The sequence below is a fragment of the Nostoc spongiaeforme FACHB-130 genome (genome assembly GCF_014698475.1).
GTDB classification, from domain to species: domain Bacteria; phylum Cyanobacteriota; class Cyanobacteriia; order Cyanobacteriales; family Nostocaceae; genus Nostoc_B; species Nostoc_B spongiaeforme.
Genome location: NZ_JACJTB010000012.1, coordinates 86,066 through 112,026, shown reverse-complemented (window position 1 = coordinate 112,026; position 25,961 = coordinate 86,066). Strand labels below are relative to the sequence as shown.

The following is a 25,961-nucleotide window of genomic DNA, read 5'->3' as shown; positions in this document are numbered from 1 at the left end:
CTGGCGTAGCACGGAGAACACAGAGGAAGATAGATGAATACCCAAAAGAAGGTTAATGAACTGCTGAATGAGACGGGATGCGAACATAATCAGCAGAAGAAGGGCGAGAAGAAGAATAAGTCTTGTACACAACAAGCGCAACCTGGGGCGGCTCAAGGTGGTTGTGCTTTTGATGGGGCGATGATTGCTCTGGTTCCAATTACTGATGCGGCGCATTTGGTTCATGGCCCGATCGCCTGCGCGGGTAATTCTTGGGGTAGTCGTGGTAGTCTATCTTCGGGGCCTCAGCTTTATAAGATGGGTTTCACTACCGATATGACGGAAAATGATGTGATTTTCGGTGGTGAAAAGAAACTCTACAAAGCAATTTTAGAAATTCATCAGCGTTATAATCCCAAGGCTGTGTTTGTCTACGCTACTTGTGTGACGGCATTGATTGGCGATGATATCAATGCTGTTTGTAAGGCGGCGGCGGAAAAAATTGGGACTCCTGTTGTGCCGGTGATTGCGCCGGGATTTATTGGTAGTAAGAATTTGGGGAACCGTTTTGGCGGTGAAGCTTTATTAGATTATGTTGTCGGCACAGCAGAACCGGAATTTACAACCCCCTATGATATTAACTTGATTGGCGAATACAACATCGCCGGGGAAATGTGGGGAGTCCTGCCTTTATTTGAAAAATTAGGCATCCGCGTACTATCTAAAATCACGGGTGATGCTCGTTATGAAGAAATTCGTTACGCTCACCGTGCCAAGTTGAACGTGATGATTTGTTCGCGGGCTTTGCTCAATATGGCCAGAAAGATGGAGGAGCAATATGGGATTCCCTACATTGAAGAGTCTTTTTATGGGATTGATGACATAAATCGTTGCTTGCGGAATGTGGCTGCTAAGTTGGGAGATCCTGATTTGCAAGCGCGGACTGAACAGCTAATTGCTGAAGAAACAGCCGCGTTGGATATCGCCTTGGCTCCCTATCGCGCCCGACTCAAGGGTAAGCGTGTGGTTCTGTATACTGGCGGTGTGAAAAGTTGGTCTATTATCTCCGCCGCTAAGGATTTGGGGATAGAAGTTGTGGCTACTAGCACCCGCAAGAGTACAGAAGAAGATAAAGCGAAAATCAAACGCTTAATTGGTACAGAAGGGATGATGCTAGAAAAAGGCAATGCTCAGGAATTGTTGCAATTGGTACGGAACACCAACGCTGATATGTTGATTGCGGGTGGTCGGAACCAATACACAGCCCTGAAAGCGCGGATTCCTTTCCTTGACATCAACCAAGAACGCCATCATCCGTATGCTGGCTATGTGGGAATGTTAGAGATGGCACGAGAGTTATACGAAGCCCTCTACAGCCCTATCTGGGATCAAATCCGTAAACCTGCGCCTTGGGATGAAGAAGCGGGGACTTTAAATAATTTTAGTTTGTCAGCAGAAGATATGTTCTCTGCGTCAATAGAAGAGGTATTTTAGATGGCGATCGTTACTGTTCCCGAAAAATCAGTTGCAGTTAATCCCCTCAAACAAAGTCAAGCTTTAGGTGCATCCCTCGCCTTTTTGGGGTTAAAGGGAATGATACCTCTGTTTCATGGTTCTCAAGGGTGTACCGCCTTTGCCAAAGTTGTGCTTGTACGGCATTTTCGGGAAGCTATTCCCCTAGCCACTACAGCCATGACTGAAGTAACCACGATTTTGGGTGGTGAAGAGAATGTGGAACAGGCACTTCTCACTTTGGTTGAGAAGGCCAAGCCAGAAATTATCGGTTTGTGTACAACTGGATTAACAGAAACCAGAGGCGATGATATTGAACGCTTCTTAAAAGATATCCGCGATCGCCATCGGGAATTAGACCACATCCCCGTTATCTTTGCACCAACACCAGATTTTAAAGGTGCATTACAAGATGGTTTTGCCACTGCTGTGGAAAGCATTGTAAAGGAAATTCCCCAAGCTGGTGGAATCAGAAGCGAACAAGTCACAATTTTGGCTGGTTCTGCTTTTACTCCCGGTGATTTACAAGAAATTAAAGAGATTGTCACGGCTTTCGGATTAGACCCTATCTTCGTACCTGACCTTGGCGCATCGTTAGATGGTCACTTAGAAGATAACTATAGTGCTGTCACTGGTAGCGGTACAAGTGTCAAACAACTGCGTCAAGTAGGTTGTTCTGCTTTCACCATCGCTTTGGGTGAAAGTATGCGGGGTGCTGCCAAAATTCTTGATGAACGGTTCAACATTCCCTACGAAGTGTTTGGGGAACTAACTGGTTTGGAACCAGTGGATGAGTTCTTGCAAGCATTATCAATTTTAAGCAGCAACCCAGTCCCCGAAAAATACCGCCGCCAACGTCGCCAGTTGCAAGATGCAATGCTTGATACGCACTTTTATTTTGGTGCAAAACGAGTATCTTTAGCGTTAGAGCCGGATTTGTTGTGGGCGACAGTGCGCTTCTTGCAATCGATGGGAACCCAAATTCATGCTGCCGTTACCACGACGCGATCGCCTCTACTTGAAAAACTCCCCATCAAGAGTGTCACAATCGGCGATTTAGAAGACTTCGAGGAACTAGCAGTAGGTTCTGACCTAGTGATTGGTAATTCTAACCTGGCTGCGATCGCTAAACGTCTGTCGATTCCTCTTTATCGTTTAGGCTTGCCCATTTACGACCGTTTAGGTAATGGTCTGTTTACAAAAGTTGGCTATCGCGGCACGATGGAGCTTTTGTTCGGCATCGGCAACCTCTTTTTAGAAGCTGAAGAAGAGCGCGTTAAACACTTTTTCAATGATTAGTAATTGGGGAATTGGGAGTAGGGAATAGGGAGTAGAAATTTACTACTCCCCACTCCCCACTCCCCACTCCCTACACAAGTAGGAGAACAGAATGAAAATTGCCTTTACAACCAGTGACCACATTCACGTTAATGCTCACTTTGGCTGGGCGAGAGAAATTGATGTCTACGAAATTGATGCAGAAGGATATCAATTTTTACAAACTCTCAACTTTGAGGGTGAGTTAAAAGAAGATGGTAACGAAGATAAAATCACACCCAAACTTGATGCACTGGTTGACTGTGCAATTGTTTATGTGACAGCAATTGGCGGTACTGCTGCTGCCAAGTTAATAAAAAAAGGTGTTACCCCAGTTAAAGCCCGCACCGAAGAAGAAAAAATCGAAGAGCTGCTCACTAAATTAGTCCAAACTCTTAAAGGGAATCCTCCACCTTGGTTGCGGAAAGCTCTCCAACCCAAAACCAAAAGTTTTACAGATGACATTGAGAACGAAGCAACTGTATGACCGCAGATAATACTGTTAACGGCACTACTAGTCTTGCAGCCTTAAACTCTCCCTTCATTAAGGCTTTAATCCTGCAAATTCGTGGGCAAGACAGTTACGGATTCTACCGTAGTTGGTCAGACGAATTAATCCTCAAAGCATTCGTCGTCCCCAAAAAAAAGAAACGCGAAATCCCCATTGAAGGCGAAGTCGATGCCGCAACTCAAGCGCGAATTTTAGTATTTTATCGTGCTGTTGCTGCCAGAATTGAACAAGAAACCAATCTAATTTCTCAGGTTGTAGTTGATATCAATCATGAAGGCTTCGGCTGGGCATTAGTATTTTCTGGACGACTTTTGCTAACAGTAAAAACCTTAAGAGATGCTCATCGCTTCGGCTTTGAATCTCTCGAAAAGTTAGCAGAAGAAGGCGAAACTTTTGTCCAAAAAGGATTGGATTTAGTTAATCGCTTCCCAGAAGTCGGCAAGATTTAAGTTATCGTCATTAGTCATTAGTCATTGGTCATTTGTATTAATACCAAGGACTAATAGACTAAATTATCTTTGCGCCTTTGCGCGAGACAAAAAAAGTCTAATGACAAAGGACAAATGACAAATGACCATCGAGGAATTGAAAACTCAAATTAAACGCCTCAACAGCAAAGCAGGTCAAATGAAAATGGATCTGCATGATTTAGCCGAAGGTTTGCCAACAGATTACAAACAACTTATGGATGTTGCAGCCGCAACTTATGAAATATATCGGCAACTGGATGAGTTAAAGCAGCAGCTAACAGCATTGGAGGGTAAATGAGTAAAACTATTGAAGAATTCAAAAAATTAAGTGATGCCGAAGAATTTTTGAAATTCTTTGAATTACCTTACGACCAAAAAGTTGTAAATGTAAATCGTCTCCATATATTGAAAAAGTTCTCGCAATATATCCAAGAAATTGACGAACAAGCTGCTGATTTAACTGCTGAAGAAACACTGAATCAATATTGCTTGGCTTTACAACAGGCTTACGAGATATTTCTCGAATCAACACCCCAAGAACAAAAGGTGTTCAAAGTCTTTAAAGACAAGCCCAAAAATGTAATTACGCTGACAGAACTCTCTTCTGATTAGGAGGTAAATAGTGATCAACCTAACTCCTACCGAGTTAGAACGTTATAGTCGCCAAATGATGCTTCCGAATTTTGGCGAAGCGGCTCAGAAGCGCCTGAAGTCAGCGACAGTATTGGTTACAGGTGTGGGGGGATTAGGTGGTACAGCCGCGCTTTACTTAGCAGTAGCAGGCGTTGGTAAGCTAATTCTCGTCCGGGGTGGCGATTTACGCCTGGATGATATGAATCGTCAGATTCTCATGACTGATGATTGGGTAGGTAAGCCAAGGGTATTTAAGGCTAAAGAAACCTTGCAAGCCATCAATCCTGATATTGAAATCGAAGCGATTCATGACTACGTTACCGCAGAGAATGTAGATTCTTTGGTACAATCCGCAGATATGGCGCTGGACTGCGCTCATAATTTTACAGAACGCGATTTGTTGAATGCAGCTTGTGTGCGCTGGCGCAAACCAATGGTAGAAGCTGCAATGGATGGGATGGAGGCTTATTTGACAACGATTATTCCCGGTGTCACGCCTTGTTTATCTTGTCTGTTTCCCGAAAAGCCTGATTGGGATCGGCGTGGTTTCTCGGTGCTAGGTGCGGTTTCTGGGACATTGGCTTGTTTGACGGCGTTAGAAGCAGTCAAACTGATTACTGGATTTAGTCAGCCTTTATTGTCACAATTACTGACAATAGACTTTAACCGGATGGAATTTGCCAAGCGTCGTTCATACCGCGATCGCTCTTGTCAAGTATGCGGTAACAATGCACCTTGGAGATACTCGCAATCTCCATCAATGGAAACCACCAGTAATTTTACAACTTAATAAGTATTTTGTCCTTGGTTATTCGTCCTTTGTCTTTTGTCCTTTGTATTTACAAACGACTAATGGCTAATGACTAATGACAAAGGACAATTATCACAAAAAACCCAAATTCTAGATTAGAACAATCAATCGCTACAGATTAGGAGATTGAATGACTGTTACTTTAACAGAAAAAGCAGAATTTCGTTTGCGGGCTTTCCTGCGAGGTTCCGGTTCCGATGAGAATAGCACTAAAGGTATCCGAATCTCTGTCAAAGATGGTGGTTGCAGTGGCTATGAATATGGTATGGATGTCACCAGCCAACCCCAACCAGATGATTTAGTAATCCAACAAGGTAGTGTGTTGGTTTACGTCGATGCTAAAAGTGCGCCCTTATTAGAAGGAATCGTGATTGATTTTGTCGAAGGGGTGGTAGAAAGCGGTTTCAAATTTACCAACCCTAATGCAACTAGTACCTGCGGTTGCGGCAAATCTTTCAAAACAGGAGACTGTACGCCAGATGGTGTTCCTTGTAGCTAAAAGAGTCTTCTTTTAGTGTTAAGTAAAACCATATAGGCTTTTCGTAAACGTACTCCGCACCAAAGTCAGAGACACAAGCGATAGTGGTAGTCAGATAGGTTAGAACATTTTGAAAGCTTAAATGCCAGGAATAGTAAAAATCTTACCTCCTGCCTTCTGCCTTCTGCCCTTCGGGTTCGCAGTCGCTCATGGGGGAAACCCCCAAGACCGCGCTGTCTCACCTCCTGCCTTCTGCTATCAAACTCATCAAATGCAGTGTCTTCCTATTCATATTTTCTCGAAGAGGAAACTGACACACTTCGAGAACCAACCGAACCGTAATGAGGAGAATCGGAAAATGGCTACCTATCAAGTAAGATTAATCAACAAAAAAGAAGACATCGATACCGTAATTGAGGTAGATGAAGACACTACAATTTTAGACGCAGCAGAAGAAGCTGGTATTGAGTTACCTTTCTCTTGCCATGCAGGTTCTTGCTCTAGCTGTGTAGGTAAAGTTACAGAAGGTGAAATTGATCAATCTGATCAAAACTTCTTAGATGATGAGCAAGTATCTAAAGGATTTGCTTTATTGTGCGTTACCTATCCTCGTTCTAACTGCACAATCAAGACACACCAAGAACCTTACCTCGTATAATTGATGTCTTAGACTATGCACAGAAGTTGCAGCTATACAGTCAAAATCTCTCTACACAGATTCAGATTGTATAGCTGCAATTTTTTATCGCCACAGCTATTTTTAGCAATCCAAAAAGTATGAAAGGTAAAGAAAATTATCTTTCATACTTCATACTTCACACTTCATACTTTTAATGTTTGAGCCTTTTAGTGTAAGCGGTTGTTCTTTATCACTACTCCAACCAGGAGAGCAAGGTATTATAGCTTTTTATCAAACTCAAGATCAGAAAATCCTAGACCAGATTCATTCAGCAGGCATAAAAATTGGAACTTATATTACTCTAGAACAGCGACTTCCTGTATTACAAATTAAAGTTGCTGGAGAATCTATCAGTTTAAGCCAAGAAATTGCTCAGACTATTTACGTGCGGATAGCTGATAACTAAATTCAAGCTAAAATCTACTGCCAATTATATGAAAATTTGTAATATAGCAATCCTAAATGAGTCGTGAAAAACATAGATATAGAAACGAACCGCCAAGAACGCCTAGACGCGATAGCGGCTTCCCGCAGGGTAGGACGCAAAGGTAAGAAAGAAGAAAAAGATATAGAAATTTTACAAATGATTTAGGACTGCTATATATAAATTCTGTAGAGACGTTGTATACAACGTCTCTACAAAAATAAAAAAATTTCAGTTAATGAATTAGTTATTTATCAATCAATAGCAACAATAACATCGGACGCTTTAATAACAGCATAAGCTTGCTTACCTTCTACCAAGCCCAGGTTATCGGCTGAGGTTTTGGTAATAATAGAGACTAACTCAACTCCAGGTGCTAATTCTAAAGTTACTTCAGTATTAACTGAACCAGTTACAACCTTCTTAACGGTGGTTTTTAACGCATTACGCGCACTAATTTCCATGTTTTTATTTCCTTTTTAATCATGATTGTTTGAAACAATACCAACTTTTTGGAATATTAAGGTTATTTTTTAGATTTTCTTTATAAGATTACTAGATATAATTTATACAAAATATATAAACCTAATAGCTTGCTACGACAAATACTCCGCTAGAGGGAGAATTTGAGTTGAAATAAGTAGCACAATATATCACTAATTAAGAATATGTTTAGTTAAAATATTGATACATGAACTCCGTCTACAAAACTTAATTTCAAAAAATAATTGTTACCTAGTAAACAAATCAATATCTATAATTTTTGATATTAAACAAGCATCCTGAATAAACATACTATTAAATAATTAAATGTAGTTTGTGCTGCATTTTGATATTTTTTTGTGATATTTAACCAATATCTTTAAGAGAATACACACTTGTTTATAGAACAAACCTATCAGAGTGATAATATATAAGTAAGCTAAATTGTTGCTAGTGAACCAAACTTCAGCAGCAAGAGATTACAGGGTTATCAAAGATGTTTCTACCTAAATCCTGGTACATCTGAAAGTTAGACAGACGATGCGATCGCTTCAGCAACAGAGTAGGGAAAATGTGTAAATCTTATACTGATAATTGATGATTATATTCAGTAGAATTTAGGGCTAATACTGCGTAAAACCTGTGTCTAATTTTCATCATACTTAGACGAAGCAAACACAGTTTGGGAAGAAGTGCAGCAGTTTAGAAACAATTCCCTTACTTGCAATACATAAGGAGCAGGAATTATGCGAGCCAAACATATTATGACTCAAGATGTAGCTACCATTCGCGGCTCTGCTACAGTAGCAGCAGCAGTGAAATTATTAAGGCTCAAACAACTGCAAGAATTAATTGTAGAACCTCGTCATAGTGGTGATGCTTACGGCATTGTGACTGAGAGTGATATTGCAGGCAAAGTGGTTGCTTATGGAAAAGATCCTCAAAGAACTTATGTTTACGAAATAATGAGCAAACCCTGTGTCACTGTAGATCCTGACCTTGATTTAGAATATGTTGCAAGGTTATTGATTAATACAGGGATGCGGAGTGCGCCTGTCATCCGTGGTGAATTACTTGGGATGATTACTATCAGCGATATTATCCACAAAGGCGACTTTGTAGAAAAACCAAAACTCTTATTCTTGCAAAAAGAGATATATAAAGCTGTCTCGAATGCACGGGCAATTTCTGCGAACTACGGTGCAGACTCTAAACGTACAATTGAAGCTTGGGATTTCGTAGATGAACTCGAAGCTGAAGCTGGTTTTTATGGCGCACCCAAGCAAGATAAATCTTCTAGAGAACTATTCTCTGAAGAACCAAAACCAATGGTCGCAGGTGAGCAACCTAACCAAACAATGAATGCTGTCTAAGTATAAATTGACAGGAGTTTTTACAACTCCTTAGACAGTATTTGCCAAGAGTTTTTTGTGAATGGTGGGCATTGTCCACCATTCCCTTTTATTAGTGAATTAACGTAATTCTACAAGTCTGTTTTCACCTCTCCCCCAGCCCCTCTCCGACGCAGAGAGGGGAGCCAAGTCCTTAATTTCTTGTTCTCTTCCCTCGCCTTTTAGGAAGAAATTTATGAAGCAGCAAAATCAGCAAAGTTTGAGTAAAACAACTTGTGAATGGTTGATAGGTAATAATTACAATCCTGAAGATTTAAATCAGCCTGGAGAAAATGGTGATACAGCTTTAATGAAAGCCACTAGGATAGGTAATTATTCAGTCGTTCAAGAATTGATTAGTGCAGGTGCGGATATTAATGCCAGAAATAACGATAGTAATAATGCCTTATGGTTTGCTTGCTTTGGCAAGCATTATGAATTAATTAATTTGCTGCTAGAAATGAAAATAAATCTTGATAACCAAAACGATAACGGTGCAACAGTGTTAATGTATGCAGCTTCAGCAGGTAAAGCAGAAGTAGTCAAGTTACTTTTACAACATCATCCTAATTTAAATTTAAAAAACTTAGACGATTACAAAGCTATAGATTTTGCCAGCACCGTCGAAGTTTTAAGGATGCTGAAAGATGCTACAAAATGAATTATCTAGCAAAAACTTTCATCAAGCGACTAAACATTCTTACCTATCAGTGCAGCTTGACCCTAATTATGTAGACCCAACAACGCAACCATCGGCTTTTAAACTATATCCAAAATTTTATCGCAGGCTGCAATTAAATCTCAATCATCCCATTCATTCTTTTATTTACTTAACAAGTGCAATCACCTTAGAAAAGACTTATAAGGATGTAGTCTATCAACTACGTGTTAATCCTTCTGCTGGTGGGTTATATCCTACCGAGATTTATGTACAAATTCGTGGCATCCCGGAAATAGTTGATGGCATCTACCATCTAGAAGTTGAGAATAATTGTCTAACACTTATCTATGAATTAATAGATGATGGCTTAGAAAGTTATATTATACCGGGCAAATGTATCAAAGGAATCATTTTTTTAATTAGTTGCGTTTATTATAGGTCTAGTTGGAAATATAAAAACAGAAGTCTGAGATATTGCTTTTTAGATAGCGGACACCATTTAGGTACAATTGCCGCATCGGCGGATCTCTATGACAAAAATATCCAGCTAATGTTTGATTTTGATAAATTAGCTCTTAACTCTGACTTAGGTTTTGAGAATAAAGAGTTTGTGACTGCTAGTGTTTTATGTGGGGAAGTAGAAGAAAAGCAGGTGAGACGCTTAAGGCTGAAAATTCCTTTTGTGAGTGGTACAGATTATTTTGAAGCTCATCAATTTATTGAAGATGGCTATCAAGTAACAGCTTTACACAAGAGTCCAAAACAACAGCTAGAGCATCCCAAATTTAAGTTTGACAAGGATAAATTTTATCAAACTGTTTGGCATAGACGTTCAAATAGACGTTTCCGGAAACAGTTGATTTCTCAAGAAGATTATTTCAGGATATTGCAACAACTAAAGCAACCAATTCCCACAGAAAGTTGTGAAGCAATCAAAGTTTATTCAGTCGTGCATCGAGTAGAGGGGATATCCCCTGGGTTATATCAAAACAATCATCTGATTAAAAGTGGCGATTTTAGCGAGCATACTGGTTATTTGTGCATTAATCAGGCTATTGCGCGTGATTGTGCAGTAACTTTGTTTTTTGTGTCTGACTATACAAGTTATCAAACCGCTATGCAGTTAGCAGGTTTTTTAGGACACAGAGTTTACCTGAGTAGTAATTACTTGGGGATACAATGTAGCGGAATTGGCGCGTTTTATGACGATGAAACCCAGAGTTTCTTAGAAACAAAAATGGATATTCTCTACGCAATGGCTATTGGCAATTAAGTAGTTTTGTAAGTAGAGATGGCTAGGTATATGTTCTGTTACAACGATGATTACGATTACCGTCCAATGCAACCGTCATCGGCAGATATTATTTTACGGCAACAACTAGAGCATTCTATTAGTAAATACTTTTATGAAGCGTGCGATCGCACAATTCAAAATCTTCTTTCTCATTGTCGCTGGTATGTCACAAGTGATGCTAGTGCGATGACCTTAGTAATTGAATGTCCCGACCCTGTTACCAACTGGCGAGTATTACAGCAAATCGTCGCAATGGGGTCATTACTCCAGTCAATTGTCACCAGTGCTAAAATCCGCGTTTGTCCTCCCGAAAGCCAAGGTATCCCCTTTGAAATGAGGGTAGATGAAATTGCTGTTTACCGTGATATGGCTGGCTAGAAAAGTGTATGAATGAGGAGAGTAGTAAAGGTCAATTAAATATTAACAATTGACCAATTACAAATAATTGCAACTACCTCTTCAAAAACCTTGTCAGCCGCACGTTGAACTACAGGACTTAACTCTAGTCCAAGGCTAAGATTTGCCGCCTCAATTAAATAAACTGTTACATCTTCAGGAAAATCATCTTGAAATATTTTCCGTCCGGCGGCTAACGCATTATCCCAACGAAAATCATGCAAGTTATAACTAGGTTCCGGTAAAGCTTCCAATTCTTTACCCGGAACCTTAAATATTGCACCCGCTTCGGAATTAGTTGAACTAGCATCAATAATTACTAATTTTTTACTACCTCTAGCTTGAAACATTACCTCCATCCCTGCGGTTCCACAGTCATACACGCGCACATGAGGATGAGGATTTTCGACTAGATATTGTTGTAAGCGTTGGGCGATAATTACACCTACCGCATCATCGCAGCGATTGAGATTTCCGCAACCAATAATAGTTAGCATAAATTACTAATTGTGCCAGTTGAAAGCATATTTTAGCTTGTGTTGAAGATAGGTGAGCGATCGCGCCTAACAAAAGACAATGACAACACCTCTAAAATCCTTCTTTGCGCCTCCACGCCTCTGCGTGAGATAAAAATAGAACCAGTAATTTATCTACCGAAGATTTCATTGACCGTAATTGTGACATCAGGAAAACCTGGAATTGATAAACTTTCCCCACCAGCAAACTTTTGTATATGCTGATATCCTGTAGCTGTTGGTTGTTGATAAACTTCCACAACTTGCTCATTAATATCTATTAACCAAACCGCAATTATATTAGCTTCTGCATATAAAGGAATTTTTTCTTCCCTGTCATAGATTATTGTTGAATCAGCCACTTCAATTAATAAGAAAATATCTTGAGGTTGGGGATGTGCGGCTGCATAAAAATCATCACGGGGTTTGAGTAAAGCCACATCTGGCTGTGGTTGTGAATTATCACTCAACTCTACTGGATTTTGGGCTGCTACTATGACGCGCTTTCCTAACAACTGCACTAACAAATTAATCAGACGATTTACACAAGCAGCGTGTTTTGTCCCAATAGGCGATATCTCAATAATTTCTCCCCGGATTAATTCAACTCGCTCATTCTCTGTTAATATCCCCGACTCAATCATTTTATGATATTGCTGCACTGTGAATTTACGTCTTAATAACTGCACAGTCATGAGCGCCTCAACTGTTGTTTGTATTTTAATTATGGAATACAGATACTATAAACAAGCTACAATACTCTTTAGCTTTTCAGGAATTTATGAGATTGAAATGAGAGAGCGATCGCTACATTCCTTAATTACAAATTTCAAATTAATATAACTTTCTCCCCATCCTCCGCGCCTCTGCGTCTCTGCGTGAACTTTAATAGTTTCATTGTTAAATATTGCAATAACGATATGCTTCTTTTAAAAACCTTGCATAATTTCCCCGCACTGTAATAGTATCGGGATGACCCACACCCAAAGTACGCTCACAAATCGCCAAAGCTTGCTGATACAGGGGTTCAGCTTCTCTGTAACTTCCTGTTGATTCGTAGAGTGCTGCCAAATTATTGAAGCTAGTGGCGACATCGGGATGTTCGGTTCCTAACAGACGTTTCCTGAGTTCTAAAGCTTGCTGATACAAAGGTTCGGCTTTACTGTAACGTCCTGTTGAATGGTAGAATAATGCCAAATTATTGAGGCTAGTAGCAACATCGGGATGTTCTGTTTCTAAAAGACGTTTCCTGAGTTCTAAAGCTTGTTGATACAAAGGTTCGGCTTCACTGTACCTTCCTGTCGCACGGTAGAGTTCTGCCAGATTATTCAGGCTAATGGCAACATCGGGATGTTCTGCTCCTAACAAGGATTTTACAATTTCTAGAGCTTGCTGATATAAAGGTTCGGCTTCACTGTAAAGTCCTGTTGAATGGTAGAGTCCTGCCAGATTGTTCAGGCTAGTAGCAACATAGGGATGTTCTGTTCCTAAAAGGCGTTTCCATAATTCCAAAGCTTGCTGAAATAAAAGTTCTGCTTTATTATATTTTCCTGTCGAATGGTAGAAGCTTGCCAGATTGTTCAGGCTAGCCGCAACATGGGGATGTTCTGTTCCTAACAGACGTTTTCTAAGTTCTAAAGCTTGCTGAAAAAGAGGTTCTGCTTTATTGTATTGTCCTGTCGAATGGTAGAGTTCTGCCAGATTATTCAGGCTAGCCGCAACATGGGGATGTTCTGTTCCTAACAGACGTTTTCTAAGTTCTAAAGCTTGCTGATACATGATTTCAGCTTCACTGTAGTGTCCTGTCATATAATAAAGTTCTGCCAGATTGTTCAGGCTAGTGGCAAAATAAGGATTTTTTGAACCAAGGCGATTTTTAATCACTTCTAAACACTGACTCAACCAAAGTTCTGCGTCTTTATACAATCCTTGTCCTTGATAAAACAAGCCTAATCCGGTAAAAGGAGTGATTAAATCTTCATCCTTAATGAATGCTGTTAGATGATTAGTAGCTTCTGCTAGATGAGAAATCAGGGGTGTGAGTTGTTGAATCAAATCACGGGTAGGCTCTTGCGGAATTTGCTTTGCTATTTCTACTACCTGCGCGGCAAAATCTGTCTTCACCTCATCTGCATCACTTGATTCATCCAACTTCATTTGAAAATATTGCCGAATTAGGGGATGTAAACGATAAATTTCTTTGCTTTGCCGTTGTAATAAATGCAGTTTTAGCAAATCAGCAATGGCTTTCTCTTGAGTTTCTTGCTGTTCATCATCTTCAATTGCTTCCACATCAAGAGGAATATCAGCCAAAGCATATAAACTTAGCCAACAACCAAGTTCTTTTGCATTCTCATCTAACTTGTCCCAACTCAAATCAAAAGCTTCAGCCACACCGTATTCATAACGCATCAACGGGTTAGCCTTAGCCATTGCTTCATGTTCCAGTCGCTTTCTTTCTAACCGCTTCAACAGTGTTTGCAGTGATAAATCTGGCATTGTATCCAGATATCGTCCCACCAACTCTAAAGCCAAAGGCAAATATCCCAAGAATTTACATATTTCTCTCGCCACCCAAGGCTCATTTTTTAATCTTTCTCTCCCTACCAGCGACTTTAATAATTGCATCGCCGCCAATGGTTTGAGAACACCCAGGCTTAATTGTGGCAAAGTTCTATCAAAGCCCAGGCGAGTTGTGAGCAACGTTTTAAACTTAGATGAGTTCGCAGGGAGATAAGGCTTAACTTGGGTTTTGTAGTCGGTGACATCATCAAACACCAGCAAAACATCACCAGCATCCCACCTATTCCAGCAAAGTTTTACCCTATCAACTAATAATTCCCTATCATGCGGTGCGATAAATTTAAATTTATCTTCTGCAAATCTAAGAATTTGAATCCCGACATCAATACCCTGTGCTGATAACCAGCAAACCCCACCAGGATAATTTTGCAAGTTCTGTTGAGCATACTGGGTTGCGAGTTCAGTTTTACCCACACCACCCATACCCGCCACCGCCACAATAGCAACTTGCTGCGATTGTTGTATCATCTCGTGCAGTCGTTGTAATTCCGCCTCCCTTCCCACAAACCTTTCCCAAGGTACAGCCGGGGGGATATTGTGCTGAATTTCTTTTTTCGGCTGGGTATCGCTGACACCGTTATATTTTGCTGTTAGGTAAGCCTTTAATGTTTCAAACTTTCTGCGTTGACGTCTAGCTAACTCAGGACAACTCTCAGCAAACTTACTATACACCGGACTCATCCGCTTTTTAAAAGCAGAAAGCTCAATTTCTAATAAGTTGGCAATTTCTTGTTCACTTTTATCTGAGTTTTCAGCCTGAAACCTAACTAAAAAAGCTGCAGTTTGCTCTGGGGATAACTCATGAGTAGCCGCTTCTTGTCGTAAAAACTCATCCCATTGCATAGACAGCCTGAAAAATTTTGCTTAATTCTACTTATCTTCTACTTGATTCTACTTTATCTCTATTTCTAGGGAATTTACGGGCTTTGAAGGCAGAAATAAGATTTACACAGTCGAGTTTTTCACAAAGTTCACTATGAATAACACTTCTAACAACACCCAAACTTCACAGTTAATTCCCGCAACTTCCCCAGTAATTGAAAAACCTTCTGCTTGGATGCGTGACGGGTACAGTCCAACAGAAATCATTCTTGCAGCAGCAATTTTAAGTTCTTTATTAATGGGCGGAACGGCTACTGTGATTATGGCAATGGTTGAGTTAGTCAAAACTTTAGTCCAATCCCAAAAAAGAAAGTAGTCGCTTGTTAACTAACAGCACTATCAGCCAGTGAGTTTAATCGCTGGCTAATAGATATACTTTATGTCATCGAGAATTGATAGGAAGATTGACGCATAGAAACGAAAAATCCAGAGTTTAGAGGTGTATGTGAGCAAAATCCTTACACCCTACACCCTTATACCCTTACACCCAATCTTCACAACTAACCTTCGTGCGTAAGTCCTGACAACAGCCGCAAATCTACCTGTATTAGTCCGATATAATATTGTGTCATTCTTTGTTTTCCTAACTGGAGAAACCAATGGGTCGCGCCAAAAAGGTTGTCTTAGCATATTCAGGTGGTGTAGATACTTCTGTGTGCATTCCTTACCTCAAGCAAGAGTGGGGTGTGGAAGAGGTGATAACTCTCGCCGCAGATTTAGGCCAGGGAGATGAATTAGAGCCAATCAAAGAAAAAGCTCTCAAGTCGGGTGCTAGTGAATCTCTGGTAATTGATGTCAAAGACAGCTTTGTTAAAGATTACGCTTTCCCGGCGATTCAAGCTAATGCACTTTATGAAAATCGCTATCCCCTGGGAACGGCGCTGGCTCGTCCCTTAATTGCCAAAATATTAGTAGAAGCAGCCGAAAAATACGGTGCTGATGCGATCGCACATGGTTGTACTGGTAAGGGTAACGATCAGGTACGCTTTGACGTTTCCTGTGCTGCCTTAAATCCCAGCCTGAAGATTTTAGCACCCGCGCGGGAATGGGGCATGAGCCGCGAAGAAACCATCGCCTACGGGGAAAAGTTCGGTATCCCCGCACCTGTGAAAAAGTCTTCGCCTTACAGTATTGATAAAAACTTGCTCGGTCGCAGTATTGAAGCGGGTGTGTTGGAAGATCCAGCCGCCGAACCGCCAGAAGAAATTTATCAGATGACGAAAGCGATCGCTGATACCCCCAATGAGCCAGAATATATTGAAATTGGCTTTACTAAGGGTATCCCTACCACTGTCAACGGTGCAGCTAAAAACCCCGTTGAATTAATTGAAACACTCAACGAATTAGCTGGCAATCATGGCATTGGTCGCATTGACATGATTGAAAATCGCTTGGTGGGGATTAAATCACGGGAAATCTACGAATCTCCAGCAATGTTGGTGTTAATTCACGCACACCGCGATTTAGAAAGCTTAACTTTAACCGCAGATGTCACCCAATATAAGCGGGGTATAGAAGACACTTACACCAAATTGGTTTACAACGGTTTGTGGTACAGTCCCCTCAAAGCTGCTCTGGATGCGTTCATTCAAAAAACTCAAGAACGTGTCTCTGGAACAGTGCGGGTAAAATTGTTCAAAGGTAACGCCACGATAGTAGGTCGTTGGAGTGATAACACACTTTACACACCCGACTTAGCCACCTACGGCGCAGAAGACCAATTTGACCACAAAGCAGCCGAAGGCTTTATCTATGTTTGGGGTCTTCCCACCCGGATATGGGCGCAACAGGATAGATAATTTCGGCTAATTTTCATAGATAAATTATGTTTCGCGCAAAGGCGCAAAGGCGCGAAACATTTTTTTATGCAGATAATTTTCAACACATCGGTGAGCAAATCTATGCTTTTTGTTACGGAATTATAGCCAAAAAAAAGAAGTTATGTATGATATGTTAGGGATTTTAAATTATGCCAATAAATATTAATATTTAAAACGTGATACCCTTGCTGTGAGAGATTTACAAAGAATATTCTGAGTTAAAAATAATGCTGAAAAACAGCAATAATTGATACAACTGCCAAATTTTGAAAACTAGTCTTCATTACAACTTTAAAATTCAATTAACGGCACAATGGGGGCAGAGAAAGATTATTAAAAACTTGCGCTCGGAGACGAATAATGGTAGCGATCGCAGAAAATGTTCAGCATCGGCTTACTGTCCAAACTGTAGAAATTGCCCCAAACACCACGGCGATTCGCTGTCTTGACTGGGATCGCGATCGCTTCGATATCGAATTCGGACTGCAAAACGGTACGACTTACAATTCCTATTTAATTCGGGGCGAACAAACAGTTTTAATTGACACTTCTCACCAGAAGTTTCGCCAACTGTATTTAGACACCCTCAAAAGTATCGTCAACCCCAAGACCATTGATTACATTATTGTTAGCCACACAGAGCCAGACCACAGTGGTTTGGTGGAAGATGTCTTACAATTAGCACCACGAGCGACTGTTTTAGCTTCTAAGATTGCCTTGCAATTCTTGGAAGGTTTGGTGCATGATCCTTTTTCCAAGCGGATTGTCAAAAGTGGCGATCGCATTGATATTGGCAAAGGTCACGAAATAGAATTTGTGAGTGCGCCTAACTTGCATTGGCCTGACACCATTTTTAGTTTTGATCGCAAAACCCAAACTCTCTATACTTGCGATGCCTTTGGGATGCACTTTTGTGACGATCGCACCTTTGATGAAGACTTAGAAGCGATCGAAGCTGACTTTAGATTTTATTATGACTGTCTGATGGGGCCAAATGCGCGATCGCTGTTGAATGCGATGAAGCGGATGGGCGAACTCGGCAAGATTAAAATCATCGCAAACGGTCACGGGCCTTTACTTTATCATCATCTAGATATTCTGACTGAGTGTTATCAAAGCTGGAGTCAAAGACAAGCCACAGCTCTCACCAGTGTTGGTTTATTCTACACTTCTGAGTATGGTTATAGCGATCGCCTCGGTCAAGCCATTTCGGAAGGGATTCAAAAAACTGGTGTGGGTGTAGAGTTTCTTGACCTCAGCACCGCCGAAGCCCAAGAAATTCAAGAACTTGCAGGTAGAGCAGCTGGTATTATCATTGGGATGCCTCCTTCTACCTCCGTCGCCGCCCAAGCTGGTATTAGTTCTTTAATTTCCGTTGCTAAAGACAAACAATTCTTTGGCTTGTTTGAATGCTTTGGTGGCGATGATGAACCAGTCGATACACTCCGCCGCAAATTTCTCGACTCTGGTGTGAAAGAAGCCTTCCCCGCCATTCGGATTAAAGAAGCTCCCACCGCATCTACTTATCAATTGTGTACAGAAGCCGGCACAGACTTAGGGCAAGCCGTCACCCGCGAACGTAACATCAAGCAAATCAAAGCCCTTGATGTGAACATGGAAAAAGCCCTGGGCAGAATTAGCAACGGACTGTATATCGTCACCGCTAAAAAAGGTGATGTCAGCAGTGCGATGTTAGCCTCTTGGGTCAGCCAAGCCAGCTTGCAACCATTAGGATTTACAATTGCCGTTGCCAAAGACCGCGCCATTGATGCTTTAATGCAGGTAGGCGATCGCTTCGTGCTGAACGTCTTAGAAGAAGGCAACTATCAAGAACTGAAAAAGCACTTCCTCAAGCGTCTACATCCCGGTGCTGATAGATTTGCAGGTGTGAAAACCCAAACCGCCAAAAACGGTTCACCCATTTTGACAGATGCCCTTGCATACATGGAATGTGAAGTGCAGAGTAGTATGGAGTGCAGCGACCACTGGATTTTATACTGCACAGTCCAAGACGGTCGTGTTTCTAAACCCGATGGCTTAACCGCAGTCCGCCATCGCAAAGTCGGAAATTACTACTAAATCAAGTCTGAAGTCTGAAAGAGGGAACAGAGTTGAAAGTTTTCCAGTATATAGCTCAATACAGTTAAGTTAAGGCAACAACTTAGACTGGTGTAGGTTGGGTGGAGGAACGGAACCCAACATTCACGCATACTTTGTTGGGTTACGCTATCGCTACACCCAACCTACTATTCTCTTAACTGAACCGTATTGGTATATAGCTTTGTTCTTTCAATTTGTACCTCATTCATCTGCCATTTACCGCATCAATAATGTTTCACACTTCAGACTTTAGACTTCATACTTCACACTTCACACTTCACACTTCACACTTCATCATGTCTTTTACAGATTTTATTCAATCCGTTAAAGCTCGGTTTTTGCCCTTTTTCTCTCCACATCAACCAACACCTATGAGCGATTCCAAACCCCGTGACGTACAGGTTTCTCCCATTGCGACCAACATCAAAGTTCTCAGAGCGCGTAGTCAGTCACGTCTGCGGTTTGAAATTGAATACGCATTAGAAAGAGGTACAACCTCTAATTGTTATCTCATTGAAGGTGATAAAACTGCAATTATTGACCCACCTGCTGATACTTTCACAACCATTTTTTTGGAAGCATTACAGCAGAACATTAATTTGAAAAAATTAGATTATGTCATCCTGGGACATTTTAGCCCCAACCGGGTGGGAACTTTAAAAACATTACTGGAAGTGGCTCCGCAAATTACCTTTGTTTGTTCCCTTCCTGGTGCGGCTAATTTAAAGGCAGCTTTCCCTGATGATAGTTTAAATATTTTGGTGATGCGGGGGAAAGAAACCCTCGATTTAGGTAAGGGTCATGTGTTGAAATCCATACCCACACCCAACCCCCGTTGGCCGGAACACCTCTGCACTTATGACCAGCAAACTCAAATTTTGTTCACAGATAAACTTTTCGGCGCACATATCTGCGGTGAGGATGTTTTTGATGACCACTGGGAACAAATCAAAGAAGACCAACGCTATTACTACAACTGTTTGATGGCTTCCCAAGCGAAGCACGTCGAATCAGCTTTGGAAAAAATTTCTGATTTCCAAGTGCGGATGTATGCAGTTGGTCACGGGCCGATTGTTCGCAGTAGTTTAATTGAACTGACCAAAGCATATAGCGACTGGAGCCGTTCGCAACGAAATCGAGAAATTTCGGTGGCTTTATTATACGCTTCAGCTTACGGTAATACTGCCACCTTAGCACGAGCGATCGCCCTCGGATTAACCAAAGGCGGTGTAGAAGTTCAATCGATCAACTGCGAATTTGCTACCCCCGAAGAAATCCAAGCCGCAGTGGAAAAATCAGATGGTTTCATTATCGGTTCCCCTACCATCGGCGGTCATGCACCGACACCCATTCACACCGCTTTAGGTATTGTTCTGAAAGTTGGTGATAACAACAAAGTTGCGGGTGTCTTTGGTTCCTACGGCTGGAGTGGTGAAGCCGTAGAAATGATTGAAGGTAAATTGCGCGATGCTGGCTATCGTCTGGGTTTTGAAACTTTGAAAGTTAAGTTCAAACCCGACGATGTTACCCTCAAATTCTGCGAAGAACTCGGTACAGACTTCGCCCAGAACTTGAAAAAGGCGAAAAAAATTCGCGTTCCCCAACAAGCTGCAACCCCTGTAGAACAAGCCGTTGGGCGCATTGTTGGTTCAGTTTGCGTGATTACTGCCAAACAAGGTGATGTTTCTACCGGGATGCTTGGTGCTTGGGTATCGCAAGCTACCTTTAACCCACCTGGTTTAACTGTAGCGATCGCCAAAGAACGCGCCATAGAATCTTTGATGTATCCTGGTGGTAAGTTTGCCTTAAATATCCTGGCAGAAGGCAATCACCAGGAATATATGAAGCATTTCCGCAAGAACTTTGCCCCAGGCGAAGATAGATTTGCTCAATTTACCACCACTGCTGCGGAAAATGGTTGCACAGTTTTGACTGATGCACTGGCTTACGTCGAATGTTCTGTTGAACAACGCATGGAATGTGGCGACCATTGGGTAGTTTACGCCACCGTTGACAACGGTAAATTAATTAAACCAGATGCAGTCACAGCGATTAATCATCGCAAAACAGGTACTCATTACTAACAATTTTCCCTTTCCCTAACCGCCCTGCGGATATATACAACTAAAGCCGGTGCTGAAATTATTCTGGACAGCGCTGGCTCTTTTTTATTTGGGTAGAATACAAATTCATCCGCGTTTATCTGCGTCCATCTGCGGTTAATTATTTCGACGTTGTATAAATACGGGATGATTTATCTCACGCAGAGACGCAGAGGCGCAGAGAGGATAAGGAGTTGACAGGAAGTAGAGATTCTTCCCCCTTGCCCCCTGCACCCTGCCTCCTGCCTCCTGCCTACACAGTGATAATATATCTTTTTAATTGGAAGTCCTAATGCCCAACTGGGGCTTTGGCTCCCGCGCCACCTTTACCTAAGAATAGCAACAAAGGTAAAGAACAAAGAAACGCCACACCTACCACTCGAAAAATATCTGCGAACGACAAAACAGCAGCTTGGATATTTACAGTTTGTTCAAGTAAAGCCAATGCTTGTGTTTGGGCTGTGGCTGCATCCATTCCTTGACTTTGCATTGCGCCAGTGAGCATATCGAGGCGCTGATTGGTTTCAAAATTATATGGACTGAGATTGGTTAACAAAATAGCACGGTGAAAAGCTTCCCGTTTATCTAACAAAGTTGTGAGTATGGCAATGCCGATGCTACCACCAAGCTGTCGTGTCAGGTTATAAAAGCCAGAACCCGCAGAAATATCTTGTTTGGGTAGCGGCCCCAAAGTAGCTAAACTCAGAGGTAAGAACATCAAGACTGTGAAAGCTCCCCGCCATACTAAAGGCCAGAATAAATCATCTGTGCCTGTTTGGATGGTGAGTTTTGATAAGTCAAACATCACAAAGGCTGTTCCCACACCACCGATCGCAATCAATAATCGAGCATCTATTTTGGTGGATAATTTGCCTAAGAGAATCATCACAATTGCTGATGCTAAAGCCCCAGGAGCCAGCAATAATCCTGTTTGTGTAGCGGTGAAATGTAGGACACTTTGAGCAAAAATCGGTACGGCGAAGAGTGCGCCATAAAGTCCCATACCAACAATTGCTGATAAAAAGCTTCCCGCCGCTAAGGAACGATGACGCAGTACTCGCAACGCTACAGCCGGATGTGATGTTTTTAGTTCCCACCAAATAAATAGTCCTAATCCAATCACACTGGCTATTGCCAAACTAGTGATGAACCCAGATGCAAACCAATCTTCTTGTTCGCCTTCTTCTAAAAAAGTTTGCAGACAGCCAATCGCAATCACCAATAGCCCAATTCCTAACCAGTCTACGGCTTGATTCTGGGTTTTACTTTTGTTGTCTTGGGGCAGAAACATCACTGCCATCACAACTGCTAAAATCCCAAAGGGAATGTTAATGAAGAAAATCCAGCGCCAGCCTAAAGCATCGGTGAGATAGCCGCCTAATGTTGGGCCGATGGCTGGGCCGGATATGACTCCTACGCCAAATACTGCTTGTGCTAAACCTTGCTCGGACGGGGGAAAGGTTTCAAATAAAATGGCTTGCGCTTTGGCTAATAGTCCACCTCCAAATAACCCTTGAGCAATCCGCGATAAAATCAGCATCGGTAAGTTAATTGACAGTCCACAGACTACAGAAGCAGCTGTAAAGCCAATCAGGGAAAAGATAAAGTATGTCTTTTTGCCAAAGTAATCTCCTAACCAAGCAGATAAGGGAATTAAGACGACGTTGGCGATCGCATAACCAGTTACTACCCAGCCAATTTCGCTTACGGTTGCGCCTAAACTGGCTTGCATGGAAGTCAAAGCTACGTTGACAATACTGGTATCAATAACTTCCAAAATTGCGCCCAAAGATGCCGTAAAGGCGATCGCCCATTTCAGCCTTCCCTGTACATAGCCTGCTTGGTTGAAGGTAGAAGCTTTAATATTAGCCATTTTGAATAGCAGTGATATTTAAATTTAGAAATTGTGAGACTTAGCTTTGATTTTTCGCCTTTGTTTATAATACGAGACTGTATCGTATTATATTAAGATAAGTCAAGGGTAAAGTTTGGTAAACCTAAAAAAACTGCCTCAAGATAGATAAGGCTGCAATGGCGATATTTGATGTCGGAAGTTTGAGACTAACGCAATATGAATAAGCACATCAGTTCACCCGGAAGACCACGTAGTATCAATGCAGATCAAGCCATTCTGCAAGCGACGTTGGAACTGCTGGCGGAAGTGGGATATCAAAGTATGAGTATGGAAGCGATCGCTATCCGGGCTGGAGTTGGAAAAGCAACAATTTACAGGCGTTACACCAGTAAAGAGGAACTGGTCGCAGATGCGATCGAAAGTGTGCGGGAAGATGTGCAGATACCTGATACTGGTAGCTTTTGGGGAGATATGGATATTGTGATTGATCATGCAGCCCAGAGAATACAGAGTCCCCTTGGCTGTCAGACACTAGCTTTAATAATTAGTACAGCTTCTAGTAATCCGCAGTTTGCTCAAGTCTACTGGAAAAAATATACAAAACCTCGACGTGATGCCTTTGCCGAGGTGTTGCAACGCGCTAAATTAAGAGGTGAAATTCAACCAGATGCCGATATTGAATTAATTATTGATTTGGTGAGTGGGTCTTTATATTATGCGATCGTCTTTAAACCAACACCAAAACCACTAGCAACTTATATGCGTCAGACTATGGAGCTAATTATTAAAGGTGTTGGCAAAAATCATCAATGATTTATGAGTATTTGTAGAGTGGGCATTATTTAGAAAAACCGAATTAAACTCAAAATTTAGTATGTAATGCCCACTTGACTAACTATTAGAAAATAGCAAATAGATTAGTCAAAATTACCTCTAAAGTTCTCAAGTTCCCGTCTCACTCGTCTAGGTGCGCTATCGTAGTCTACTTCTTGACATCCCCTTCTACCTCGGAACCAGTAATAGCCCTCAGTATTGGTGACGTATCTATCTCTAGGACAAGCATACAAAACTCTAGGACGACGTTGACCTCCACTGATAAATTCAGATGCTTCACTGTCTAATTCTTGGAGTAAAGTAGAGTTTTCACTCATGATTTTCCCCTCCGTTTTGACTAATTTGGTTAATTTTGCAATGAATAACAAAACAAATGTTTGTTCTGCAAAGACTTAATATTTTATGGCTGTAGTTTAAATAATTTGCTAGTAATATATCGTCCTACTATATGTATAATCAATTTAGTTAAAATTAATTCCCTAGATAGACGTACTCCCAAAAATCAGCGATCGCATCTCTATGACTTTGGCTCATTGGCTGCTTTCAATCCTTGCTCAAATTCATCAATAGCTTGAATTGAATCTGAAATTGTCAGACATTGTTCTAGCAAAGAAATATCTAATTCTGGCAGTATCTCACTTTGAAAGATAGGTTCATACCCGTAAGTATCAGGGTAAACAGTGGCTTGTTCTTGCTGAGAATTGTCTCGTAAATGATATAACTTAAACTGATTTCTCTCCCAAAACCAGACTTCTGCAACTCCTAACCTACGGTAGATTTCCAGTTTGCTCACACTACCACTTGTCAAAACTACTTCTATTGCTAAATCTGGTACTTTTTTCTCTTCGCCTATACAATAACATTCGTCTGGTTCTGCACCAGCTTTTCTTGCTTTATTTTTAAAAGTAGAACTTCCCATCGGTACAAAACGAATGCGCTTGCTATAGAAGAAACGCTCTAACAACATACCTAAATTCGTTTTGATTTTTTCATGTCTGATTGACGGTGACACGATTTCTAATATTCCATCTAAATAATTAACACGGTAATGAGAGTTATTTTCTAGTTTCGCCAATAGCGATTCATAACTGTCCCAACTCACACCACTACTGATAAACCTTTCTTCCGGGTCGTTACTATGACCCAATTCTGGCTCATCAATTAGTTCTTTCAGGCTGCTGACCATTGTCATCTCTCCTGTTAATTTTTATATGGTAGATTGGTTGGAGCGATCGCACAACTCAACATTTGATAATCTTGGCATGGTTAAGTTACACTGGGTTCCCCCAACCTACATTTATTTATTTTACTAAGTGTGGGAAATATGGAATTTCTAGCTGATATCGAAGTTGAAGTGGAGTTTGTTATTCAGCATTTTCGTAATTTGCGGAATATCGTAGTCAAGCACTTTGAGTTACCGGGGGTGAATTTTAGGGTAACTCCAGATTCGACAATTGGCGGTTGTTCAATCGAAGCACTCGATATTCCACCAAGAGCTAATCATCTAGATGGTAAACCTCGCTATGATTTGTTAAACTTCCGACTGACGACAAAGTTAGACTGTTCTAATTTTCAAAGTGGGCAGAAAGTTTTGGTTGAAAAGCTGCAATTTTATTAATTTTGGTACGGTTGGCTGTGATCGCACAATCCAAAGTTCATTCAGCCTAACATTGTTGAGTTTAAATGTGTTTAAGCAAACATATTTATTATACTAGAATTTACTCTTTCAAAATTGGCAAGGCAGTTATTTAAGGTTATTAGTAAGTAGGTTTTCTAGCTATAAAGTAATGTTTAAGGAATACTATAGCCGTCGATTTCAAGAAATTTTTGGTTCTCCACTAGAAGTAACAGACGGGCTAGGATTCGAGGCGGTTCAAGCTAAACTAGCAGAGCGTCAGCTAAAGATTCCTCAAGCACTTATTGATTACTATACTTTGGCTGGACAGCACTTAATTAACAAAGAACATAATCGATTGTTGTCTATTGAAGAACTTAATTGGATAGATAGCAAACTTGTATTTATGCAAGAAAACCAATGTGTTGTATATTGGGGCATTGATCAAGCTGATATCAACAAACAAAATCCTGTGATTTGGCAGGGTATAAATGGAGATGTGATTGAGTGGCATGAGGAAAGTTACAAGTTGAGCCAGTTTATTATGGCAATGTGGAAATGGCTCGTAACCGGAGAGCAAGAGGAACCAGAATAGAGTAACTTGATCGCACAACTC

29 protein-coding genes are annotated in these 25,961 nt (G+C 41.1%); 22 read left to right on the top strand and 7 right to left on the bottom strand.

Annotated elements, in window-relative coordinates:
* Nucleotides 1-33: 33 nt before the first annotated feature.
* The 11 genes from nifE to H6G74_RS31500 all read left to right on the top strand — a co-directional run bounded on the left by nifE (nucleotide 34) and on the right by H6G74_RS31500 (nucleotide 6,982).
* Nucleotides 34-1,473 (top strand): nitrogenase iron-molybdenum cofactor biosynthesis protein NifE, encoded by a 1,440-nt coding sequence (gene nifE, locus H6G74_RS12065; RefSeq protein ID WP_190967900.1) that lies wholly within the window; start codon nucleotides 34-36, stop codon nucleotides 1,471-1,473.
* Nucleotides 1,474-2,790, top strand: coding sequence for a nitrogenase iron-molybdenum cofactor biosynthesis protein NifN (gene nifN, locus H6G74_RS12060; protein ID WP_190967899.1), 1,317 nt, complete (start codon nucleotides 1,474-1,476; stop codon nucleotides 2,788-2,790). It begins immediately after the preceding gene.
* A 91-nt stretch (nucleotides 2,791-2,881) separates the two neighbouring features.
* Nucleotides 2,882-3,295 carry a nitrogen fixation protein NifX gene (gene nifX / locus H6G74_RS12055; RefSeq protein ID WP_190967898.1) on the top strand — a complete coding sequence of 138 codons (414 nt, stop codon included), beginning with the start codon at nucleotides 2,882-2,884 and terminating at the stop codon, nucleotides 3,293-3,295.
* Nucleotides 3,292-3,768, top strand: a complete 477-nt coding sequence (locus H6G74_RS12050; RefSeq protein ID WP_190967897.1) for a NifX-associated nitrogen fixation protein — start codon at nucleotides 3,292-3,294, stop codon at nucleotides 3,766-3,768. Before nifX ends, H6G74_RS12050 begins: the two co-directional genes overlap by 4 nt.
* Before the next feature lie 121 nt (nucleotides 3,769-3,889).
* Nucleotides 3,890-4,087: a CCE_0567 family metalloprotein gene (locus tag H6G74_RS12045; protein WP_190589856.1), complete on the top strand. Its 198-nt coding sequence runs from the start codon at nucleotides 3,890-3,892 to the stop codon at nucleotides 4,085-4,087.
* Nucleotides 4,084-4,401 carry a nitrogenase-stabilizing/protective protein NifW gene (nifW, locus tag H6G74_RS12040; RefSeq protein ID WP_190967896.1) on the top strand — a complete coding sequence of 106 codons (318 nt, stop codon included), beginning with the start codon at nucleotides 4,084-4,086 and terminating at the stop codon, nucleotides 4,399-4,401. Before H6G74_RS12045 ends, nifW begins: the two co-directional genes overlap by 4 nt.
* A 10-nt stretch (nucleotides 4,402-4,411) precedes the next feature.
* Nucleotides 4,412-5,212 carry a HesA/MoeB/ThiF family protein gene (locus H6G74_RS12035; RefSeq protein WP_190967895.1) on the top strand — a complete coding sequence of 267 codons (801 nt, stop codon included), beginning with the start codon at nucleotides 4,412-4,414 and terminating at the stop codon, nucleotides 5,210-5,212.
* 151 nt (nucleotides 5,213-5,363) lie between these two features.
* Nucleotides 5,364-5,732, top strand: a complete 369-nt coding sequence (locus H6G74_RS12030; RefSeq protein ID WP_190967894.1) for a HesB/IscA family protein — start codon at nucleotides 5,364-5,366, stop codon at nucleotides 5,730-5,732.
* Nucleotides 5,733-6,069: 337 nt separating this feature from the next.
* Nucleotides 6,070-6,369, top strand: a complete 300-nt coding sequence (locus H6G74_RS12025; RefSeq protein ID WP_190967893.1) for a 2Fe-2S iron-sulfur cluster-binding protein — start codon at nucleotides 6,070-6,072, stop codon at nucleotides 6,367-6,369.
* Between the two features lie 175 nt (nucleotides 6,370-6,544).
* Entirely contained in the window at nucleotides 6,545-6,796 is a 252-nt protein-coding gene (locus H6G74_RS12020; RefSeq protein ID WP_190967892.1) for a FeoA family protein, read from the top strand.
* 63 nt (nucleotides 6,797-6,859) lie between these two features.
* Nucleotides 6,860-6,982 (top strand): hypothetical protein, encoded by a 123-nt coding sequence (locus H6G74_RS31500; RefSeq protein ID WP_277927147.1) that lies wholly within the window; start codon nucleotides 6,860-6,862, stop codon nucleotides 6,980-6,982.
* A gap of 86 nt (nucleotides 6,983-7,068) precedes the next feature.
* On the opposite strand, the gene H6G74_RS12015 is transcribed toward H6G74_RS31500, so the two are convergent.
* Nucleotides 7,069-7,278, bottom strand: coding sequence for a TOBE domain-containing protein (locus H6G74_RS12015; protein WP_190967891.1), 210 nt, complete (start codon nucleotides 7,276-7,278; stop codon nucleotides 7,069-7,071).
* A gap of 765 nt (nucleotides 7,279-8,043) precedes the next feature.
* Here H6G74_RS12015 and H6G74_RS12010 point away from each other — a divergent pair.
* The 4 genes from H6G74_RS12010 (at nucleotide 8,044) to H6G74_RS11995 (ending at nucleotide 11,021) form a co-directional block, all read left to right on the top strand.
* Entirely contained in the window at nucleotides 8,044-8,670 is a 627-nt protein-coding gene (locus H6G74_RS12010) for a CBS domain-containing protein (RefSeq protein WP_190967890.1), read from the top strand.
* A gap of 214 nt (nucleotides 8,671-8,884) precedes the next feature.
* Nucleotides 8,885-9,349: an ankyrin repeat domain-containing protein gene (locus H6G74_RS12005; protein WP_190967889.1), complete on the top strand. Its 465-nt coding sequence runs from the start codon at nucleotides 8,885-8,887 to the stop codon at nucleotides 9,347-9,349.
* Nucleotides 9,336-10,622 carry a nitroreductase family protein gene (locus tag H6G74_RS12000; RefSeq protein ID WP_190967888.1) on the top strand — a complete coding sequence of 429 codons (1,287 nt, stop codon included), beginning with the start codon at nucleotides 9,336-9,338 and terminating at the stop codon, nucleotides 10,620-10,622. The genes H6G74_RS12005 and H6G74_RS12000 overlap by 14 nt, the downstream gene beginning before the upstream one ends.
* An 18-nt stretch (nucleotides 10,623-10,640) precedes the next feature.
* The gene (locus H6G74_RS11995; RefSeq protein ID WP_190589847.1) at nucleotides 10,641-11,021 is read left to right on the top strand and encodes a hypothetical protein; all 381 of its coding nucleotides are present in this window, start codon (nucleotides 10,641-10,643) and stop codon (nucleotides 11,019-11,021) included.
* A 35-nt stretch (nucleotides 11,022-11,056) separates the two neighbouring features.
* On the opposite strand, the gene H6G74_RS11990 is transcribed toward H6G74_RS11995, so the two are convergent.
* The 3 genes from H6G74_RS11990 to H6G74_RS11980 all read right to left on the bottom strand — a co-directional run bounded on the left by H6G74_RS11990 (nucleotide 11,057) and on the right by H6G74_RS11980 (nucleotide 14,980).
* Entirely contained in the window at nucleotides 11,057-11,536 is a 480-nt protein-coding gene (locus H6G74_RS11990; RefSeq protein ID WP_190967887.1) for a hydrogenase maturation protease, read from the bottom strand.
* Nucleotides 11,537-11,685: 149 nt separating this feature from the next.
* Nucleotides 11,686-12,249, bottom strand: a complete 564-nt coding sequence (locus tag H6G74_RS11985; RefSeq protein ID WP_190967886.1) for a Uma2 family endonuclease — start codon at nucleotides 12,247-12,249, stop codon at nucleotides 11,686-11,688.
* Nucleotides 12,250-12,454: 205 nt separating this feature from the next.
* On the bottom strand, nucleotides 12,455-14,980 hold the full coding sequence (locus H6G74_RS11980) for a tetratricopeptide repeat protein (protein WP_190967885.1): 2,526 nt from the start codon (nucleotides 14,978-14,980) through the stop codon (nucleotides 12,455-12,457).
* Nucleotides 14,981-15,113: 133 nt separating this feature from the next.
* Here H6G74_RS11980 and H6G74_RS11975 point away from each other — a divergent pair, with 133 nt between their 5' ends.
* The 4 genes from H6G74_RS11975 (at nucleotide 15,114) to H6G74_RS11960 (ending at nucleotide 21,023) form a co-directional block, all read left to right on the top strand.
* Complete coding sequence (locus H6G74_RS11975; RefSeq protein ID WP_190967884.1) at nucleotides 15,114-15,335, top strand: hypothetical protein; 222 nt, start codon at nucleotides 15,114-15,116, stop codon at nucleotides 15,333-15,335.
* A gap of 283 nt (nucleotides 15,336-15,618) precedes the next feature.
* Entirely contained in the window at nucleotides 15,619-16,818 is a 1,200-nt protein-coding gene (locus H6G74_RS11970; RefSeq protein ID WP_190967883.1) for an argininosuccinate synthase, read from the top strand.
* A 381-nt stretch (nucleotides 16,819-17,199) separates the two neighbouring features.
* A complete protein-coding gene (locus tag H6G74_RS11965; protein ID WP_190967882.1) occupies nucleotides 17,200-18,918 on the top strand; it encodes a diflavin flavoprotein in 1,719 nt (572 codons plus the stop codon).
* A 392-nt stretch (nucleotides 18,919-19,310) separates the two neighbouring features.
* Nucleotides 19,311-21,023 carry a diflavin flavoprotein gene (locus H6G74_RS11960; protein WP_190967881.1) on the top strand — a complete coding sequence of 571 codons (1,713 nt, stop codon included), beginning with the start codon at nucleotides 19,311-19,313 and terminating at the stop codon, nucleotides 21,021-21,023.
* A 307-nt stretch (nucleotides 21,024-21,330) separates the two neighbouring features.
* Here H6G74_RS11960 and H6G74_RS11955 read toward each other — a convergent pair whose 3' ends face one another.
* Entirely contained in the window at nucleotides 21,331-22,914 is a 1,584-nt protein-coding gene (locus H6G74_RS11955) for a DHA2 family efflux MFS transporter permease subunit (protein WP_190967880.1), read from the bottom strand.
* Nucleotides 22,915-23,112: 198 nt separating this feature from the next.
* Here H6G74_RS11955 and H6G74_RS11950 point away from each other — a divergent pair, with 198 nt between their 5' ends.
* Nucleotides 23,113-23,709 (top strand): TetR/AcrR family transcriptional regulator, encoded by a 597-nt coding sequence (locus H6G74_RS11950; RefSeq protein WP_190967879.1) that lies wholly within the window; start codon nucleotides 23,113-23,115, stop codon nucleotides 23,707-23,709.
* Between the two features lie 104 nt (nucleotides 23,710-23,813).
* Here the strand turns inward: H6G74_RS11950 and H6G74_RS11945 are convergent, their stop codons facing one another.
* Both H6G74_RS11945 and H6G74_RS11940 read right to left on the bottom strand, forming a co-directional pair.
* Nucleotides 23,814-24,047 carry a hypothetical protein gene (locus H6G74_RS11945; protein ID WP_190967878.1) on the bottom strand — a complete coding sequence of 78 codons (234 nt, stop codon included), beginning with the start codon at nucleotides 24,045-24,047 and terminating at the stop codon, nucleotides 23,814-23,816.
* 200 nt (nucleotides 24,048-24,247) lie between these two features.
* On the bottom strand, nucleotides 24,248-24,916 hold the full coding sequence (locus H6G74_RS11940; protein WP_190967877.1) for a Uma2 family endonuclease: 669 nt from the start codon (nucleotides 24,914-24,916) through the stop codon (nucleotides 24,248-24,250).
* 138 nt (nucleotides 24,917-25,054) lie between these two features.
* On the opposite strand from H6G74_RS11940, the gene H6G74_RS11935 reads away from it, so the two are divergent.
* Together H6G74_RS11935 and H6G74_RS11930 are read left to right on the top strand one after the other, a co-directional pair.
* Nucleotides 25,055-25,348, top strand: a complete 294-nt coding sequence (locus H6G74_RS11935) for a hypothetical protein (protein WP_190967876.1) — start codon at nucleotides 25,055-25,057, stop codon at nucleotides 25,346-25,348.
* A gap of 169 nt (nucleotides 25,349-25,517) precedes the next feature.
* A complete protein-coding gene (locus H6G74_RS11930) occupies nucleotides 25,518-25,940 on the top strand; it encodes a hypothetical protein (RefSeq protein ID WP_190967875.1) in 423 nt (140 codons plus the stop codon).
* Nucleotides 25,941-25,961: the final 21 nt, after the last annotated feature.